At 59.5% G+C, this 17,972-nt stretch carries 16 protein-coding genes, 1 tRNA gene and 1 pseudogene; 8 read left to right on the top strand and 10 right to left on the bottom strand.

All coding sequences use genetic code 11. The features are described 5' to 3' along the window. Positions 1-254 precede the first annotated feature (254 nt). Entirely contained in the window at positions 255-692 is a 438-nt protein-coding gene (locus RX327_RS02730) for a hypothetical protein (protein ID WP_317249408.1), read from the top strand. Positions 693-705: 13 nt separating this feature from the next. Here the strand turns inward: RX327_RS02730 and RX327_RS02725 are convergent, their stop codons facing one another. After that, positions 706-1,002, bottom strand: a complete 297-nt coding sequence (locus RX327_RS02725) for a hypothetical protein (RefSeq protein ID WP_317249407.1) — start codon at positions 1,000-1,002, stop codon at positions 706-708. Between RX327_RS02725 and RX327_RS02720 the strand changes: the two genes are divergently transcribed. The 3 genes from RX327_RS02720 to RX327_RS02710 all read left to right on the top strand — a co-directional run bounded on the left by RX327_RS02720 (position 1,001) and on the right by RX327_RS02710 (position 4,011). Next, a complete protein-coding gene (locus RX327_RS02720) occupies positions 1,001-1,825 on the top strand; it encodes a PGN_0703 family putative restriction endonuclease (RefSeq protein WP_410712231.1) in 825 nt (274 codons plus the stop codon). The two genes, RX327_RS02725 and RX327_RS02720, sit on opposite strands and share 2 nt — an antisense overlap. A 58-nt stretch (positions 1,826-1,883) precedes the next feature. Then, positions 1,884-2,744 (top strand): HNH endonuclease signature motif containing protein, encoded by an 861-nt coding sequence (locus RX327_RS02715; protein WP_317249405.1) that lies wholly within the window; start codon positions 1,884-1,886, stop codon positions 2,742-2,744. A gap of 324 nt (positions 2,745-3,068) precedes the next feature. After that, a protein-coding gene (locus tag RX327_RS02710; protein WP_317249404.1) for an IS630 family transposase occupies positions 3,069-4,011 on the top strand; the annotation gives its coding sequence in 2 pieces (ribosomal slippage) (positions 3,069-3,404 and positions 3,406-4,011; 942 coding nt in all). Here RX327_RS02710 and RX327_RS39195 read toward each other — a convergent pair. Continuing rightward, a complete protein-coding gene (locus RX327_RS39195; protein WP_410712230.1) occupies positions 3,947-4,162 on the bottom strand; it encodes a zinc ribbon domain-containing protein in 216 nt (71 codons plus the stop codon). The genes RX327_RS02710 and RX327_RS39195 overlap by 65 nt on opposite strands. Before the next feature lie 160 nt (positions 4,163-4,322). Here RX327_RS39195 and RX327_RS02705 point away from each other — a divergent pair, with 160 nt between their 5' ends. Further along, the gene (locus tag RX327_RS02705) at positions 4,323-5,522 is read left to right on the top strand and encodes a PD-(D/E)XK nuclease family protein (RefSeq protein ID WP_317249403.1); all 1,200 of its coding nucleotides are present in this window, start codon (positions 4,323-4,325) and stop codon (positions 5,520-5,522) included. A gap of 136 nt (positions 5,523-5,658) precedes the next feature. Here RX327_RS02705 and RX327_RS02700 read toward each other — a convergent pair whose 3' ends face one another. Further along, positions 5,659-5,952 (bottom strand): ribbon-helix-helix domain-containing protein, encoded by a 294-nt coding sequence (locus RX327_RS02700; RefSeq protein ID WP_317249402.1) that lies wholly within the window; start codon positions 5,950-5,952, stop codon positions 5,659-5,661. Between the two features lie 248 nt (positions 5,953-6,200). Continuing rightward, positions 6,201-7,514, bottom strand: a complete 1,314-nt coding sequence (locus RX327_RS02695) for a DNA cytosine methyltransferase (protein WP_317249401.1) — start codon at positions 7,512-7,514, stop codon at positions 6,201-6,203. Between the two features lie 250 nt (positions 7,515-7,764). Between RX327_RS02695 and RX327_RS02690 the strand changes: the two genes are divergently transcribed. Together RX327_RS02690 and RX327_RS02685 are read left to right on the top strand one after the other, a co-directional pair. Further along, positions 7,765-7,998, top strand: coding sequence for a helix-turn-helix transcriptional regulator (locus RX327_RS02690; RefSeq protein WP_317249400.1), 234 nt, complete (start codon positions 7,765-7,767; stop codon positions 7,996-7,998). Positions 7,999-8,084: 86 nt separating this feature from the next. Beyond that, positions 8,085-9,032 carry a Cfr10I/Bse634I family restriction endonuclease gene (locus tag RX327_RS02685; RefSeq protein ID WP_317249399.1) on the top strand — a complete coding sequence of 316 codons (948 nt, stop codon included), beginning with the start codon at positions 8,085-8,087 and terminating at the stop codon, positions 9,030-9,032. 13 nt (positions 9,033-9,045) lie between these two features. Here the strand turns inward: RX327_RS02685 and RX327_RS02680 are convergent, their stop codons facing one another. The 5 genes from RX327_RS02680 to RX327_RS02660 form a co-directional block, all read right to left on the bottom strand. Further along, positions 9,046-9,474: a very short patch repair endonuclease gene (locus RX327_RS02680; RefSeq protein WP_317249398.1), complete on the bottom strand. Its 429-nt coding sequence runs from the start codon at positions 9,472-9,474 to the stop codon at positions 9,046-9,048. A gap of 838 nt (positions 9,475-10,312) precedes the next feature. After that, a tRNA-Ser gene (locus RX327_RS02675) sits at positions 10,313-10,402 on the bottom strand. Between the two features lie 549 nt (positions 10,403-10,951). Continuing rightward, entirely contained in the window at positions 10,952-12,397 is a 1,446-nt protein-coding gene (locus RX327_RS02670) for a trehalose-6-phosphate synthase (RefSeq protein ID WP_317249397.1), read from the bottom strand. Positions 12,398-12,599: 202 nt separating this feature from the next. Continuing rightward, entirely contained in the window at positions 12,600-13,433 is an 834-nt protein-coding gene (otsB, locus tag RX327_RS02665) for a trehalose-phosphatase (RefSeq protein WP_410712135.1), read from the bottom strand. Between the two features lie 3 nt (positions 13,434-13,436). Then, positions 13,437-14,927: an MFS transporter gene (locus RX327_RS02660; protein WP_317249396.1), complete on the bottom strand. Its 1,491-nt coding sequence runs from the start codon at positions 14,925-14,927 to the stop codon at positions 13,437-13,439. Between the two features lie 184 nt (positions 14,928-15,111). On the opposite strand from RX327_RS02660, the gene RX327_RS02655 reads away from it, so the two are divergent. Continuing rightward, positions 15,112-15,480: a DUF3175 domain-containing protein gene (locus tag RX327_RS02655; RefSeq protein ID WP_082190537.1), complete on the top strand. Its 369-nt coding sequence runs from the start codon at positions 15,112-15,114 to the stop codon at positions 15,478-15,480. A gap of 177 nt (positions 15,481-15,657) precedes the next feature. Here the strand turns inward: RX327_RS02655 and RX327_RS02650 are convergent. Then, positions 15,658-17,687, bottom strand: a pseudogene (locus RX327_RS02650) (methyl-accepting chemotaxis protein). Positions 17,688-17,972: the final 285 nt, after the last annotated feature.

The following is a 17,972-nucleotide window of genomic DNA, read 5'->3' as shown; positions in this document are numbered from 1 at the left end:
CCCGAAGTGCGGATCCTGGCAAGTTCACGCTGAGAAACGAGGCTGGAACATATGGACGGGTCTCCTCATGAGCAGCCGCATCTACATCACTTGTCTAAGTTGTGGTCACCGGTTCAGGCCTGGCGAGAAGCAGCGGACCATGGGCAGCGATCGACTCGTTTGGACAATCATCATTATAGGTGCGATCATTTGGCTCTTAACCAGAAAGTGACCTTCCAAGCGTCGGCAGCGCGATCAAACTCGGAGTGGAGCAATTGCCCGATGAGCCGCGAGAATTCCAAATAAAGCGAATTCGCGAAGTTGTGAATTCCGAAGACGGGCTTTCAATAACTATGCTGATAGACTGGGCGAATGTCGAAGGTCCGCAGCAATGGACGATTTCATACAAGCATGCCGTATGGCTAGCCGATGCAATCCTAAAGGTTTCGCCCGCAGCAGTTAGTAACCAGATTTTATCAGGCTCTGTGCAAGGGGCGACTATTCCGCCTCAGCGTCTTCAGGTGACGGATACGCAGCTTCTAGTGAAGCCAGGATCCGACATCGCTGCAATTTCCGCGGTGGGCAATTGGCTGCCTGATAATGCAGCGGGTACCACAACTCTTCAGATTGATAGGCGAGTCGCTGAGGACTTGATTGAGCAGCTCCAAGCATTCCTTGAAGCAACCCGTCAGGGTCTTTCCCGTCCATCATGATTGCTCTTGATCTTTAGCTTGGTAGGACAGGAGGCGGCTGAACTGACACCATGTTCACGGCACCATCGCCCGGATCGAAGGTTGCCTTGTACTGCTGGAACGGCCGGCCGTAGTTGTCGACCTGGATGTCTGCCGGGTCACCTTCCCGCTTCACGTAGACCAGGAACTTGCCCTGATTGGCGCTAGTAACCCCTAAGATGCAGAGGTCGTCTTCCGTCGGACACTCGAGCCTGATGGCACAATCAATTTGCACCCGCGCTTTCATCTGCTCTTCGGTTAAATCTATTTTGCAGGAAAGAATCTTGGCCATGTCCATAGCGCCCAGCTATCAACAGTTGCTGCAATCGCATCTGGCAGACCATGCAAGAATCGCTCTGGGGATATTGGAAGCGGGGACGTATCGAGGGAAGACGTATCCGCATATCTTGCCCAAGGAACGGCAAGATCTAAACTTATTGGAGCCTCCACGCGCTGCCTTGCGGGCGTATCTGAAGGCACACCCCCGCGTAAGGCTTCACAAATATTTCCATCATCTCAACTCGTCGCAGGCATTCGCCTTCAACCTCTTCTTTCCTTTCTTCTCCTCTGCCCCAGCCCCTGCAAGAGCACTGAGCCGCGCACTGGGCGTTGACCAGGACGTAACCTCCGATTGGGAATTTGAACACATCGCCGACCTCGATGAAGGTACCAATGCCGACGTCATGTGGCGCACCTCCGAGGCGAGGGTCTTCTGCGAAGTCAAACTGTCCGAAACGGGATTTGGCACGACAAAAAATGATCTGAAACATCAACTAAAGCTGCAGAACATCTATAGGCCGCGTCTGACGCGCATAGTCTCTCAGGACTTTCTCAATGAGACGACCTTTTTCAGAAACTATCAGCTCTTGCGCAATATCTCGCTGCTGTCGTCCAATGAAAAGGACCGGCTCGTGTTTTTACTTCCGCTCGCAAACCGAGCGCTTCACAAGCCGCTGCAGACGATCTTAAGCGGGGTGAGACCTCTATTTCTGCGCCGGATAACGGTCGCATACATTGAAGAATGCTTGAACAGCCTCGAAACAAACGTGCAGCTTCCTGACGAACTTCGCTCGCATGCCTCGAAGCTAAAAGACAAGTACGTGGTCTCCATCTGAGCCCCGCAATGGCAGCGTCAGGCGCCAGATTTCAGCAGTAGGATAGTAGGAACGAACAATGCCGCTGGTATTGAAATGCGATACGCCAAATCTCGCAGAGGGAAACGAGTTTCTCAGACCATCCCCGGTGTGGGCTTATGAGGATTGTGCGCCCGTTGCGGGAGACGAGGTGTTTGTTTGGACAACAAATGGATCATCTGACGGAGGTGGACTGTCCATGCGCGGCTCCCTCCTCGAATGGTCGCAAGAGCAACTAACTCGCAGTCGGCCTGGGGTGGCATTGACTATCAGAATCGAGAACACACGGCCTCGATACATTCTGACTATTGCAGATTTAGCAAGGTACGACACAAGGCGATACTCACCAAGTACTGGAACAGGGCCTCAAGTCAAACTTTGTCGCAAACTATGGATCAATTCTCACAAGAAGATTGCCCAGTTGGATCCGGATGAGGCCGACTTTCTCCGCTCGTTCTTTGATCAACCGGCCGGCGAGGCAATGGACGCCTCGGTAGAAATTGAACGCATGGTGGCATGGGCTGCGCGGGCTGTTCGGCCCGGCCAGCAAGAGTTTAGCGAAAAGGTCCGCTGTCTCTACCGAAACCGGTGCGCTGTAACCGGCTGCGCGACTGGCTCGGCCCTGCAGGCCGCTCACATTCGCGTTCAGGATGGTGTGGACGACAACAGTGCGGCAAACGGAATACTGCTGCGAGCGGACATACATCTGCTTTTTGACGCACTGCTTGTCACTCTTGCCGAGGACGGTAGCCGACTGGAGTTAAGCCGAAGATTGACAGATCCAGCATACGACTACTTGCGCGAAGCCGCCCTTTTCGTACCCGTGGGTCCGTCGCGTCCATCACGCTCTAATATCCTACATCATCGCGATCGATTTCGCCAGGCTGAGGCGGCGATTTGAGGTGATCAACCGCAACGAGTCGACGACCTATCTGAACGGCCAGACCTTGCGCTCCAAAACCCGCAAGTTGGTGAGAGTCTCTACATTTTTGTAGCGGTTTCGTTAGGTCATGGCACTGTAAGCCCTACCGTTCGACTTTTCCGGCTCCATGCGTCTCAAGTACCCGTTTGCCCGGCGTCGCGGGCCGCCTGTCTGCCAAACCTCTCGCCCAAGCTTTGCCTTGGGGCTTACTAAAGCGGGATGGGGTTAAGTTGAATCGATTTGGGATTCCCAAATCAGCTTGTTTCTGATTCATCATGCTGGCTGGGTAGGAGGCCAGCATGGATGGGCAAGCCTTACTCGGAGGATCTTCGGAAGCGGGTTGTTAGGGCGGTTTTGACCGGCGGTTTGTCGCGCAATGAGGCGGCAAAGCAGTTTGGGGTTGCGGTCAGCACAGCCATTGGCTGGGTGCGTCGGCAGAACGAGACCGGCAGCGTGGCGCCCGGCAAGATGGGCGGCCACCGGACGAAGGCAATTTCCGGCGAACATCGCGTCTGGATGCTGGAAAGAGCCAAGCGAGACTTCACCTTGCGCGGCTTGGTCGCCGAGCTTGCTGAGCGCGGGCTGAAGGTTGATTACCACTCGGTGTGGGATTTCGTGCATGCCGAGAAGCTTAGCTTCAAAAAAAAGCGTGGTGGCTGGCGAACGCGATCGTCCCGACGTGGCGCGGCGGCGCGTCCAATGGACAAAGTATCAAGACCGCGTCGAAGCTGAGCGGTTGGTCTTCATCGACGAGACCTGGACCAGGACAGACATGGCGCCCTTGCGGGGATGGGCGCCGCGCGGACACAGACTTCCGACCAAGGTTCCCCACGGCCGCTGGAAGACCATGACCTTCCTGGCGGCGTTGCGTCACGACCGGATCGAGGCGCCATGGTTTCTTGAGGGGCCAATCGACGGCGAGAGTTTCCGCCTCTACGTCAAAGAGGTTCTTTTGCCGACGCTTCGTCCCGGCGATATCGTCGTCATGGACAATCTCGGCAGCCACAAAAGCAAAGCCGTGCGCCAGCTCATCCGCTCCGCCGGAGCCAAGCTGTTCTTCCTACCAAAATACTCACCCGATCTGAATCCGATCGAACAGGTCTTTGCCAAGCTCAAACACTTCCTCCGCAGAGCAGCAGCCCGAACAGTCGAGGCCGTTTGCTTCGCAATCGGGGAGGTCCTCAAGCTCTTCTCGCCCGAAGAGTGTCTGAGCTACCTAGCAAACGCAGGATACGGACGGACCTAACTTCATCCCGCTTTAGGATCGTAGGGATTGTCGGCGGCAAGTGGGGCGAAGGAAGATCGCGCCCACAGTGCTTACAAGCGATGGCCTCGCGTCTGATGGACTCCGCGCAGTAAGGACACTGCCTTGCCTGCTCTCGCGATGCTCCAACCATGACAAACGTTCGGCATCCTGGAACGGCAAGTGTATCATTCACGAGACTTCGTAGACCAAGACGTATTGGGATCGTTGCCGTCGAGCCGAATGGCCCTCGACTGGGCGCAGTCTGTCCTCTTTAATCGAGCGAGTACGACTGATCGACGGGGGCCCCTCTGATGACTGCAACGAACGTCAGCGCCTTGCCAAGAACCCATTCCGCGCATCTAGAAACTAAACTACTCAGCCTACTCAAAGACTTGGACAAGTTTCAGTCGCAGCCGTGGTTCGCACGCGGCTTCAATATCTTTGAGGCTGTTGGCCTGCATCGGCAGGAAATAAGGCACTCCAATTTCTTGTCCTTTCTGCTCACACCCCAGCTAGGCCACGGCCTAAAAGACACATTCGTCAAACGACTGGTTCAGCGAGCCGCGGAGAAAGGTGCCGTCGACCCCTCAATCAGCCTGTTGACGATCGCGCTTTCTGATTTCTCCGACGCAATTGTTGCTCGCGAATGGCGAAACATCGATCTGTTAGTCGAATCAAGAGCCAACCAGTTTGTATTTGTGATCGAGAATAAGATCGACGCAACAGAGGGAAACAAACAACTCGAAACCTATGAAGCGGCCATTTGTTCTGAGTATCCAGATCACACCCGACTGTTCTGCTACTTGACGCCGGATGGCGTACCCGCAACTCGCGAAAGTTGGTCGGCAATCAGCTACTCGGACGTTGCCGAGGCCCTGCAAGACGCACGATCGCGGCTCCCTAGTGTCACCAATCACGCCGGCATAGTGATTGATCACTATCTCGATTTCATCAGGAGAAACATTGTGCCAGACCAAACACTGATTGACGAATGTCGCCGCCTCTATTTGCTGCACAAGGATGCGCTGGACTTAATAATAGAGCACGGGCAGGTAAACTCTTTCAGTTCGGCCGCAGGCACTTTCTTCCAGAAGCACCCAGAGTTGGAAAAGTTTGCCATCCGTCCAGCTGGAGCAGCGTTTTTGCCCAAGTCTTTGCTCATGCATGTGCCGCAACTTGAAGGCACCAACTGGTGGGGCCAATCTCGACCGTTTGCGCTCTGGTTTAACTTCTACCAAGAGAGAATTGGGATCGTGGTCGAAGTCGGTCCTTTCGGCACGGATCAGTTCAATCGAGAGACGCTCGTTAAGCGTCTCCAAGAGCACTTCGATAGCAAAGCCAAGATCTATCCGAAGTTCACGAGGGTCTATAGTCGGTATCAAAAACTGACAGATGACGAATTAAGCGACGGGGAAGTTCTGCTCGCGCGAATGGAAACGCTGTATAAAGATACAGTCGAAAAGCATCTCGCGCACATTGCGGCCATCGTTTCAGATTTCTTTCGGATGTAGCTCATACGCCAAACAAACAGAGCAGCTCACAACCTAACGTCTGGGAGAGTAACTCGCCATCGCCTTGACGCGATACATAGGCATTCCGCCACCTCGGATTTGATGCTCTGAGGGTGGACGCCTTAGGCTGCCCATGTCATCGGGAAAGCGGTTCGGTGCTTGGATTTTGGCAATCGTGGCAAAGGCCGCGATAGTAGTCCAGAACGAACAGGCGGATAGCCGAAGAGAGGTTGCTACATTGGCCCTCTTTCTTGATTATCGCGGCGAGATCACCTGGTCGCATGTTTCGCTTTGATGCTATTTCTTTGAATCCCTTCCAGAACGCCTCCTCAAGAGTGACGCAGGTCTCGCGACGGGCCATCGTGATCGATCTTTTGACGATCGGCGACGACAGTCTCTCAGACAGGCTGGCGTGGTATTGGGTCTTCATTAAAAAAGCTGCACCTCATTCACCGCACGATGCGCCACTGTCTCCGTTGACATGAGTGTGAGCGAGAAAGCGAACGAGCCCGCGCGGCGCTGCCGGAGACGATAGAAAATAGCATAGCATGCCGCCCAAGTGACCGCCAGCTTCGGGCGCAAGCAAGTCTCCGCACCCTTGGGGCGACATTTAGAGAACTACAGGTGAGATTGTCACCTTCGCCCTAGGAAGGGCACTCTTGCCCTCCGGTCGGAGCCTTACGCAACAACCCGTCTTTGGACTCGCCCTTGCCGGTTGGACTTGGACGGCTCAGCTCGAACAGATAACGCGCGTTTGTTTCTGAGCTTGGTCGTTTCGGGCGCTATCGCAAGCATTAGCTGCACGTTCTTCGCAGCCGGGACGCGGCGGCCATCTACAGCATCGAGTACGCCTCGCATCATCTTCGCCATCGCATGGGCAAGCAGCGGGGGTACGGCATTGCCAATCTGCTTTAGCATCTGCCACTCGGACGACTTGAAGACGAACCCATCATGAAAACTTTGCAATCGTGCTGCTTCTCGTACCGTAATCCAACGCTGCAGACGCGGATGAACCCATTCGGACAGGTCGCGGTGCATCTGAGCTAAGATCGTGTAACTGGGAAGGTCCGGGTGCAACCGGCGCCATTTCTCTGGCCGCGCTCCGTCCCAGACCTGCTTTGGAAGGGAATCAGCTTTCGCACCGGGAGCCAGCAGAGCGATAAGGGCTTTGCGCCTTTCCTGGATCTCCTTGGTGTGGTGATTGTGCAGCAGCACATCATCATTTGGCGCAAGCCCACGCTTACGTTTCATGGCTTTGGAGTAGATCGCCCCTACACCATCTACGCGCATCTCTCGCATGTAAGCAGTCGGCTTTCTAACAGTCGGATAGACCATTGTGTGACCGCTGTGCACCACGTCGTCGGGAAGATCACCAATCGCTTCCGCCACGGTGACAGGCTTCTTGACCCGCATCGATTCGATGACCGCTGTGGCAAGCTCGCGCAGATCGAAGGGAAGTCGCAGTCCATCTCTTGTGCCGAAGAAAAATACGCGCTCGCGGGTCTGGGGAACACCGAAGTCTGCCGCTGAAACCTTCAGGTAGGTAGTGTTCTCATACCCGATGCTCGCGAAGTGCTGCAGAATGGCGTCCCGAAAGTGTCCCTTCTCCATCAGGAGAAGATTCGGCACATTCTCCATCAGGAAGGCGCGAGGCTTCAAGGTGCGGACCACACGAGCGTACTGGAGATACAACTCGTTGCGATCATCGAATAGGTCTCGCGGACCAATCTGGCTATAGCCCTGACAAGGTGGTCCACCGAAGACCAAGTCGACCTTGTCTAGCTTGTACTTGGCACGATGCTCACTGCCGCTTCCCTGCAGAAAATCGTGTACGTCGCCGCAAAATAACGGAATCTTGGGGAAGTTGTGGCGATAAGTTTCACATGCGAAACGATCCCACTCGACGGCGACTTTGACATCGAAGCCTGCAAGTTCCACTCCCTCGCAGAAACCGCCGCATCCTGAGAACAACGAGACTGCGCTAAAACCCAAGGTAGGCCTCCTGCGACCGGCGCATGGATGTGGCTGTGAGTCCCATAAGAAGCGCCTGCCGCGCACGGTAGCGCCACGCTCCAGAGCTTCACAAGTGCGATATTTAGCCAATCTACAGCGATTCGTGGCTTTCCAAAAGCCGCGCCGGGTGCAGGGCATACGGAGTCTCGATGGGACTCATAGTCCGTAGATCATATTCTCACACTATGCTCTCGATTGGGCGATCGAGTCCTTTTGGGGCGAGTCTGACTTGGACATTGTCGCATCCATTGGCGCCGCGATCAGGAAGCATCGCGAAACATTGCGGCTGAGCCAAGAGGAGCTCGGGGACCGGGCAGGCCTCGACCGAACGTATATCGGCCAAGTTGAACGTGGGGTCCGAAATCCGACGATGGTCAGCTTGCAGCGCATCTCGCACGGTTTAGGGATTGAACTGGACGTTCTCGTTGCGACCGCGCGAGAACTGGCATCCGGGCGCGGCTAATGCCATTCCGATTCCCTGCCCATCCCGCGCCGACGAGCCAGAACACTGTGTGCATCAACTGCCACCGGTCGGGAAATGGCTGTCTTGTGGACACCAGGGGTGGCAAGGTTAAGGGGCGAGATACTGAGTTTCAGATCACACAACAGCGCGTGATGGACTGCGCGTTTGATGGGTTTGTGCCCGGGACCGACGGCGATCCTGATCCATCACGCCCGTCAAAGGACTATCGGGACCAAGCGCACAGCAACGTTCGGAATGCTGGCGCAATTATCTGGCCGACGGGCTTCAAACTTACCAAGCAGCAGATCGCCAAGGTGGATGGCGACGTCTACGAGATGATGGAAGCTGCCGCGCTCTGGAACGTTGCGGCTGCTTGGAACACGTTCATGGACACGGGGATGTGGACAAGCACGGTCTTCACCCAACCTTTCGGCGCCGTGCCAACTCCAACACGGAAGGTTGCCATCGTGAAGATGGCGAGAGGGGCAGACACTACGAAGTTACTCAGCCCAAAAGCGAGATCAGAGTATCAGGCTTTCGAGGCAGCCCTTCAGAGGGGAGGCATGGAGCTAAAGCTGAGTACGCCCGACATCTTAGGCCTGAGGATTCCAGATCCCGCTCCTCCCGGCTTCGCCCCCTTCATGACGCCTGTGCCGGATCTCACGCTGGTCAGCCAAGACCTCATCGAGACCGCTTGGCAGGGCATTCAGGGAGCGCTTGAAGGGCGGCACTTCTTGTTTGCTATTGCGGTCAAGACCAGCAGTCGCAGCGACCGGCTGTATCAAGCTCTCTTCGAGGCAAACGTCCTTAAGTACATCCTCGGCTACGTACTGCGAGGGCCTGCAATCCGTTTCCATGCGCACTTGGAGACGTTCAAGGGCGCGGATATCGTTGGTCGCTACAAGGCGGCGTCGATGACATCGCTTTTGGCTGGAGGCGTACCGAGTAAGGCTGTGGACAATCTTTACAAGGCGGTTAGCCCGCGCGACACAGCCCAGATGATCCTGGACGAGCTGCCAAGCTATCCCCTCTGATCATGGATTGCGGTCAACTCCGCCTGGGGCCAAGAAAACTGATCAGTCGTGCGAGAATAGCCTGCGGGTCGGCTCGGATATCACATTCCCAAACCTCTATTACTTCCCAGCCTGCGTTCCTAAGCTCCTGCATATTACGGAGATCCCGGCTTCTGTTGCCGAGGATCTTAGGCTCCCAGTATTCACGGCGAGTACGGGGAAGCTGTCCGAGTGGGTGACACCCATGTCCGTGCCAGAAACATCCCCTCACCTCGATCGCCTTCGTGCGCGACGGGAACGCTATGTCGGGCCGTCCGGGAAGGTCTTTCCGGTGCAACCTGAACCGATAGCCGCATCCATGGAGCAGTCGCCTCAGCGTCAGTTCGGGGCGAGTGTCCTTCCCCTTGTTTGCCTGCATGTTCCGTCGGCGGCCGGGAGAAACATTCTCGAAAGGCTTGCTCATGGCAGAGATCCAACAAGTCGGCGAAGCAACACGCCCCATCTATGTCACATCGAAGGCATGAAGAGCACGGCAAGGCGCTTCGTCGATGTGACCGAATCGGTTTTGTACTGCAGCTTTGGCCCGACCTGTCGAACTGAGCATTCATGCCTCGAACTGAGCGGGTCGCTGACGAGCTTATGAGACCCCATGAGCGACGGTCTCCAGTAACGAGTAGTACCGGTGCAACAAGTAATAAACGCCCCTCGTTTTGAAATCCGCTTTCTGAGTAGGCGCTCAATCAAAAGGCACGGAGGGACCCGCCCTGCGGCGCGATGGGCAGCGCGTTCATTGCGCGTATGAGCATTGAGCGGCCACACTGCCTCGGTTAGCCGAGCGGCGGCAGCAGCCTTTAGACCCTCTTTTTTTTTGAAGCCACCCACCAGGCCCGGTCGCGAGCGCGCGCGCCCTACCAAAGTCGCCCTTCCTGACTGTCCGTAGTTCGGTCAATTCGCGAACAGTCGACATCCTTGCGACCAAAATCATCGGAGAACATCAGATTCACCAACCCTCCGATCTACCGAAAAATGAACAGTCGCTTCGGCATGACTCCAACCCACGGGTTTAGGAAACCGTGGCGCGTGCCGCTAGCAAAGATGGCACGTGGCTCGCCGATCAAGGGATATAATCCTATAAATGCCTCTTTGGAGATGAGATAACGGCAACCTGGCTACCAACCTTCCTGCCGCCCAATTGCTAATTCAAAAAGACCGCAAGCCGCGTAATCTGCCTACGCAGCCGGGAATCAATCCGGGGGTCAATTATAAATACTAGAAAATATTTAAGTATATTCAACTACAGATGGCGGAGAGAGTGGGATTCGAACCCACGGTACGGTTTCCCGCACACACGCTTTCCAAGCGTGCGCCTTAAGCCACTCGGCCATCTCTCCGGAGCGCCCTCTCTTGAAGGGCTGAGGCGGATTTTGCAAGGGAGCGCAGGCCGGGAGCGCGAAATTTCCACAACAGATTGAAAACATTGGGTAAATTGATAGCGATGGCAGCCGCGCGCCGCGGGCTTGCGCGCGGCCGTGCGCGCTTTTGGCCGGCCGCCGGTCAGGGACCGGCGCAAATCAACGAGTGCATCCGATCAACCCGCCGTTTCGTCATTCCGGGGCCTGCCGCCGGCGAGAGCCGGGAATCTATTGGGGCGCCTCGCTCGTGGAAGAATGGAGTCCGGGTTTTCGCCTTCGGGAGCCCCGTCGCGAGCATGCGAGGTTATGACCACTGACCGCGCAACACACTCAGCGTCGTCCCTTCCTAATGCGCAATTGCGCACGAAAGCAGCGACCCATAACCACAAATGCCGATTGTTGCGCAATGCTGGTACGACGAGTCCCATTCACAACATCCGCCGCGGAGCATGGGGCCCTGCTTTCGCAGGGACGACAGAACGGCGGATGGGCGAACCAACGCACCCACCCTGCATCGTCATGCTCGCCTCAGTGATATCGCGCGGCAAGATCCGCCGTGCGGCGCGGCCACAGGGTTGGTGGCTCCGGCAGCGCCGCGTTTCCCGCATTGTGCGTATCCTGCAGCGCCTCGATGAAATCGGCGAACCATTGCTGGATGGTGCCGCTGTTGAGCTTCTCCATCATCGCTTCCCAGCGCATCCGCCGCTCGGTCAGCGGCATCGCGAGCGCAATCGCCAAGGTGCGCGCCATGCCGTCGACGTCGTGCGGATTGACCAGCAGTGCGGTGTCCAGCTCGTTGGCGGCGCCCGCAAATTTCGACAGCACCAGCACGCCGGGATCGGCCGGGTTTTGCGCGGCGACATATTCCTTGGCGACGAGGTTCATGCCGTCGTGCAGCGGCGTCACCACGCCGATCTGCGCCGTGCGGTAGAGACCCGCGAGCACGGCCTGGCTGAAGCCCTTGTTCAGATATCGGATCGGCGTCCAGTCGACCTCGCCGTGGCGGCCGTTGACGTCGGAGACGAGGCGCGCGACCTCGCTCTGGAGACTGCCATAGGCCTCGATACCGCCGCGCGACGGGTTGGCGATCTGGAGCAGCGACACCGAACGTTTCAGGTTCGGATGCAGCGTCCACATCTTGTCGAACGCGCTGATGCGGTTGACGAGACCCTTCGAATAGTCGAGCCGGTCGACGCCGATCGCGAGCCGCTCGCCGTTGAGGCTGCGCCGCAGCCGCGACACGTCGGGGTGCGTCATCGCCTTGGTCGCCTGCTGCGCGAACTTGCCGGGATCGATGCCGATCGGAAACACCGCGGCGCGGGTGCGGCCGAACGACGAATTGATCACGCCGTCACGCAGCTCGAAGTCGAGATCGTGCTGCACATAGCTCAGGAAGTTCTCGCAGTCCTCCTCGGTCTGGAAGCCGAGCAGATCGTAGGCCAGCATCGCCGTGATCAGCTCGCGATGATTGGGCACGCCCTGCATCACCGCGGCGACGGGCCACGGCGTATGCAGGAAGAAGCCGATGGGATCATCGACGCCGAGGTCGCGCAGCTCGGCGCCGAGCGCGAGGAAATGATAGTCCTGCACCCAGAACGCCGTCTTGCGGAAGCGCAGCAGGGCGCGCGCCATGAAGGCGTTGACCTCGCGATAGCTGACATAGTCCTCCCGCGAGACGCGGATCAGATCGCTGCGCGAATGCAACGCCGGCCACAGTGCCGAATTGGCAAAGCCTTCGTAATAACCGCCATAATGCGCCGCCGGCAGGTCCAGCGTCGCCAAGGCGCCCGCCCCGAGCGCTTCGACCTCCGCGAAAGGTTCCTTCAGGTTCCCGTCGCGGACGCGTCCGCTGGAACCAACCCATATTGCCCCTGTCTTTTCCACCACCGGCAATAGTGCCGCAGCCAGCCCCCCCGTCATGGGTTCATTGGGTTTTCCGCGCGAGACGCGGTTCGATACGACGACGAGGTTCACCAGGTCCCCTCCTGTTGGTCAACTCGCGTATTAACAACCATTCATCAAGATGGTTCCTGATCAAGGAATCTCCCAATTGAAACCAAATTCTGGCGAACACGCACGGAACTCGCGGGAACTCGCGAAAAGAAAATTGCGCGCGAGGTTGACGCCACGACGCAAAAGCACCGTATTCGATTCGGCTGCGATGAATGCGTCTCGGTTAGGACAGGCTAACGTCCCTATCAACGTCGAGCAGATGCGCCAGGAATTCGCGCACGTCGCTCGGTCCGTCGAAATGTCCGGCGACGCCGGTTGCGCGACGGCCGACGGAGAACGCGAGACCGTTGAAATCGGGCATGATCGCGAATACCGTTTCGTCGGTGACGTCATCGCCGATGAACATCGGACGCCGTCCCCTGAATGGCTCGTGCTTCATCAATTCGCGCACGCCGCTCGCCTTGGTGAAGCCGGAATGCTTGATCTCGCAGACGAACTTTCCGGGCAGCACCTCGATCGGCGCATTGGGCAGGTCGGCGCGGATCAACGAGACGGCTTCGTAGATCGCCTTCTCCGCATGCGGCGCGAGACGGTAATGCAGCGCAAGCGAGTAGCCCTTGTCCTCGAGCAGAATGCCCGGGCTGAGCTTGGCGACCGCAGCTAGGCGCCGCTTCAGCTCCTTGTCGAGCGGGGGCGCATGTGCGGCGACCGCCTCGCTGTCCGGCTGCAGCCGCATTTCGGCGCCGTGGCCGGCGACGGCGCGAAACACGTCCGGCGCGAAGATCAGGTCGATGTCGTTGAGCGAGCGGCCGCTGACCAGCGCAAGCGCGCCGTGGCTGCGCTCATGCAGTCGCTTCAGCGTGGTCGACAGTTCCGGCGGCACCCAGACCTCGCGCGGCGTCGGCGCGAAATCGAGCAGGGTGCCGTCGATGTCAAGCAGCACCGCGGCCTGGTGGAGCGGCGGAATCAGCGACGCCGGCGTCGGCACGCTGTCCGTCTTGGCGTCAGGGGCGATGTCATCATCCATGGGCATTTCGGCCACGTCATGCTTCGTCATAGTCTACTCCACACATGCCAGTGGTCGCGCGACAGATTCGAGCGATTTCCGCTCGGCCGCGACGGCATAGCGCCATGCGACCGCCGCGGCGACCATCATGAGTGCCGACCCCAGCAGGTAGCCGGCGAACACGCTGTTGCGTGATCCCGTGTCGATCAGCGCGCCGAACAGTGCCGGCCCGATCACGCCGCCGATGCCGGTACCGATCGCATAGAACACCGCGATCGCCAGCGCGCGAACCTCCAGGGGAAACGTCTCGCTGACGGTAAGATAGGCCGCGCTGGCCGCCGGTGAGGCAAAGAAGAAGATCACCATCCAGGCGACGGTCTGTCCCTGCGCACTGAGCGCGCCGATGGAGAACAGATGGCCCGACAGCGCCAGCAGCAGGCCCGACATGCCATAGGTGAACATGATCATGGTGCGGCGTCCCAGCGTATCGAACAGCCGGCCGAGCAGCAGCGGCCCGAGGAAATTGCCGGCGGCAAAGGGCAGCAGGTACCAGCCGACGTTGCTGGCGGCGACACCGAAGAAGTCGGTCAGGATCAATGCGAAGGTGAAGAAGATGGCGTTGTAGAAGAACGCCTGCGCGCTCATCAGCACGAGGCCGACCACCGCGCGCTGGCGATAGGCCGAGAACAACGTATGCGCGACCTCGCGGAGCGGCGTGTGATCGCGCATCCGGAGCCTGATCTTCTCGAAGTCTGCGCTCGACTGCTCGCGGCCGAGCACGGAGGTCTCGATATCGGCGACGATCTTGTGGGCGCGGTCGGGATAGCCGTGGATCATCAGCCAACGCGGGCTTTCCGGGATCCACATCCGCATCAACAGCACGATGAGGCCGAGCACCGCGCCGGTGAAATAGGCTATCCGCCAGCCGTGGTCCGGCGCAAGGAACGCGGGGTCGAGCAGGATGATGGCGCTCAGCGCACCCATCGCGGCGCCGATCCAGAAACTGCCGTTGATGACGAGATCGGTCCAGCCGCGATAGCGCGCCGGCACCAGCTCCTGGATGGTCGAATTGATCGCGGTGTACTCGCCGCCGATCCCGGCGCCGGTGAGGAAACGAAACAGTGCGTAGCTCGCGACGTCCCATGACAACGCGGTCGCCGCCGTTGCCGAGAGATAGAGCGCAAGCGTGATGAAGAACAGCTTCTTGCGGCCGATGCGGTCGGTGAGCCAGCCGAAGCCGAGCGCGCCGAGCACGGCGCCCGCCAGATAGGCGCTGCTGGCAAGACCGACATCGGCATTGGAGAAGTTCATCGTCGGGCTGTCCTTCAGCGCGCCCGACAATGCACCCGCGAGCGTCACTTCCAGCCCGTCGAGGATCCAGGTGATGCCGAGCGCCAGCACGACGCGGGTGTGAAAGCGGCTCCAGCTGAGATTGTCGAGCCGGACCGGAATCGAGGTCTCGATGATGCGGTCATCGTCCGGCGTGACCGGAGCCACGGCCTGTTGCGTCGTCGCGGAACTCAACTGTGTCGGCTGCACTGTCATCAGAATCGACCAATGAGAAAAACCCCGGAACGATCCGTTCCAAGGTTCACTCACCCGGAATTGCGGCAAACGGAGTGCCCGCCACGCGGTGTCAACGCCGCAGGCCGGCAAGGGTTCCCGCAATGCGGCATAGGAACCGCGATCGCAGCGAGCTGTTCTCGGCTTAAAAGACACGGAGGCATCGATGGCCGCACACAAGAAAGCAACGCGCAAGACGGCAAGGACATCACCGGCACGGTCCACGAGCACGACGCGTCGCAGGCGTGGCGTAAGCAAGAGGACGGCGAAGCGCTGGTCGCAGCGGGTGACAAAGGAGAGCGACGCGCTCGACCTCAAGCACGGCGTGTTCAAGCAGACCAGCGCGAAGAAGATCGCATCATCGCTGAAGCGATCCGCCGAGCACAGCGCGCGCCGCAAGAGCGGCGCCTACCGTTCCGCGCTCTCGATGCTGACCTTCTATATCAACCGCGCCGGCAAGACGCTGCCGAAGACCGAGCGGTCGCGCCTGGAGCGCGCCAAGGTCGAGTTGAAGCACCAGTTCGGACGGGATTAGCCGCATCATCTCGCCAACCAACAGCGTCGTCCCGGCGGAGGCCGGGACCCATACGCCGTGGCCATCGGAAAGGGCAAGCGGCCAGTGTCCGTACGCCAACGAACGGTGGTGGTTATGGGTCCCGGCCTGCGCCGGGACGACGATAATAGATCAGCAATTGGTAGACCCGCGCGCGCCTTACGCCGCGCGGATATTCGCCATGAAGCGGTCGAGCTCTTCGCGCAGCCGCGAACTCTCGACCGACAGCGAGCGAGCCGAGTTCAGCACCTCTTCGGAGGCAGCTCCGGTCTCGGTGGCGCCGCGATTCACCTGGGTGACGCTGGACGCCGCTTCCTGTGTGCCCTGCGCGACGTTCTGCACGCTGCGCGCGATCTCCTGCGTTGCCGCGCTCTGCTGCTCGACCGAACTTGCGATGTTGGTCGCGATCCCGGAGATCTGGCCGATGGTCGCGCCGATCTCCTTGATCGCGGCAACCGATTCGGCGGTGGCCCCCTGCATGCCGGCGATGTGCGAGGAGATCTCGTCCGTCGCCTTCGCGGTCTGGCTCGCCAGCGATTTCACCTCGCCACCACCGCGAAGCCGCGGCCGGCATCGCCGGCGCGCGCGGCCTCGATGGTGGCGTTGAGCGCCAGCAGGTTGGTCTGCTCGGCGATCGCCGTGATCAGCTTGACGACGTCGCCGATCTGCTGGGCAGCGCGCGAGAGCTTGCCGATCCGCGCGTCGGTCTGCTCGGCCTGACGCACGGCTGAATCGGCGATCTGGCTCGACTCCTTGGCGCGACGGCCGATCTCCTCGACCGAGGCCGAGAGCTCTTCCGTCGCGGTCGCGACCGACTGCATGTTGCTGGACGCCTGCTCGGAGACGCCGGCGACCTGGCTCGACAGGCTCTGCGTGGTCTCGGCGGTGCGGGTCAGCGTCGAGGCCGCCGATTCCAGCTGCACGGCCGAGGCCGAGACGTTGGAGACGATGGCGCCGACCGCGCTCTCGAAATCGTCGGCAAAGCGGATCAGCTCGTTGCGCCGCGCGGTCGCACTTGCCTTGTTCTGCGCTTCCTGGGTCGCGGCGTCGCGCTCGGCCTTGGCGACCGCCTGAACCTTGAACTCCTCGACCGCGCCGGCCATCTCGCCGATCTCGTCCTTGCGGCCGAGACCCGGCAGCACGACGTCGAAATTGCCCGAGGCAAGCTCGCGCATCGCCTTGCACATCGCCGCGATCGGTCGCGAAATACCCTTGCCCAGCAGGAACGCCCAGACCAGCCCGAGCACGAAGCTGCCGGCGGCCAGCATCAGGATCAGCCGCTCGGTCTCGCCGATCATGGTGTGCGATTCGTTTTCAAGCCGCTTCTGGTCGGCGAGCAGATCGGACTTCATCGCCGCCGCGCCCTGGCTGATGGCGGCCGCGGACTCCGTCATCTCGACGGTCAGTTCGTCGATCGACTTCGCGTTCGCGATCAGCTTGGCGAGTGCCTCGCGGTACTCTTCGAGCAGCGCGGTGATGTCCCTCACGCTCTGGGTGATCCGCTCGTTATTCGAGGTGATCGCCTTCACCAGATTGTCGGCGAATTTCAGCCGGGCGAGCGCGCTCGAGGCGACCGTCTTGTCGCCGTTGACGACGAAGGTATTGACGGCCCCGGTGATCGACTGGAGCTGATCGGCCACCTTCTTGGCGCCGAACTGGATCGACTGCAGCTCGGAATCATCGGCATTGCTCGGCAGATCGTCGAGCTTGTAGCGCATCGAGGTTGCGCTGCGGGTCAGCTTGTTCTGCGCGGTCTGCGCGCTGTCGTCCTTGATGCGGACGATCTCGGCGAAGATCTTGGTGAAGGCGCGGAATTCGCGCTCCAGCTTGGTGATCTGCTCGAGCCGGGCCGGATTGGTGGTGCCCTTCATCGACGCCATGATGGCATCCTTCAGGCTGCCCTCGGCGGCGAGCGCGGCCTTGGCGTCGTCCTCCTTGCCGGTCGCGACGAAGTAGCGCGCCAGCGAACGGTAGGAGATCAATTCGCGATCGATGTTGCGGGCCAGATCGGCTTCCGCGACGCTCTGGCGGTAGGAGCCGACGCCGGCGGAGACCCGCTCGAAGCCCATATAGGCAAAGCCCATGGTGGCTGCCGACAGCGCCAGCGTGACGGCAAAGCCGAGCATGATCTTGGCGCGAAATCTGAGGGTTGGGATCCTGATCGACAACGATCGCTTCAGCCCCGGCATTCCAACCCCCGTCTTCATTCTGAAAACCACGCGGGGTCCGGCAGCAACCCGCCCCAGACCCCGGAGCGCAAAACTAAGGCAGAATCGATAAGGCCCGGTAAATGGGCAGCGGCCGCCCGGCCCGGCGCGATACTACCTTGGTCGGGCTAGGCGGGTGGGTAAGGTGATTGACGCGCGGGTCCGGCCCGATAGTTTAGAACCGATCAAACCTGTCCCTGCCCGGGCCAGGAGAACACATCGGGAGGTGTCCCATGTCATCGCGTCGACCGGCGCCACTGGCGCTTG

It is taken from the genome of Bradyrhizobium sp. BEA-2-5 (assembly GCF_032918025.1).
GTDB classification, from domain to species: domain Bacteria; phylum Pseudomonadota; class Alphaproteobacteria; order Rhizobiales; family Xanthobacteraceae; genus Bradyrhizobium; species Bradyrhizobium pachyrhizi.
Note: the sequence above shows the minus strand (reverse complement) of the source record. Positions and strands in the feature narration are given on the sequence as shown.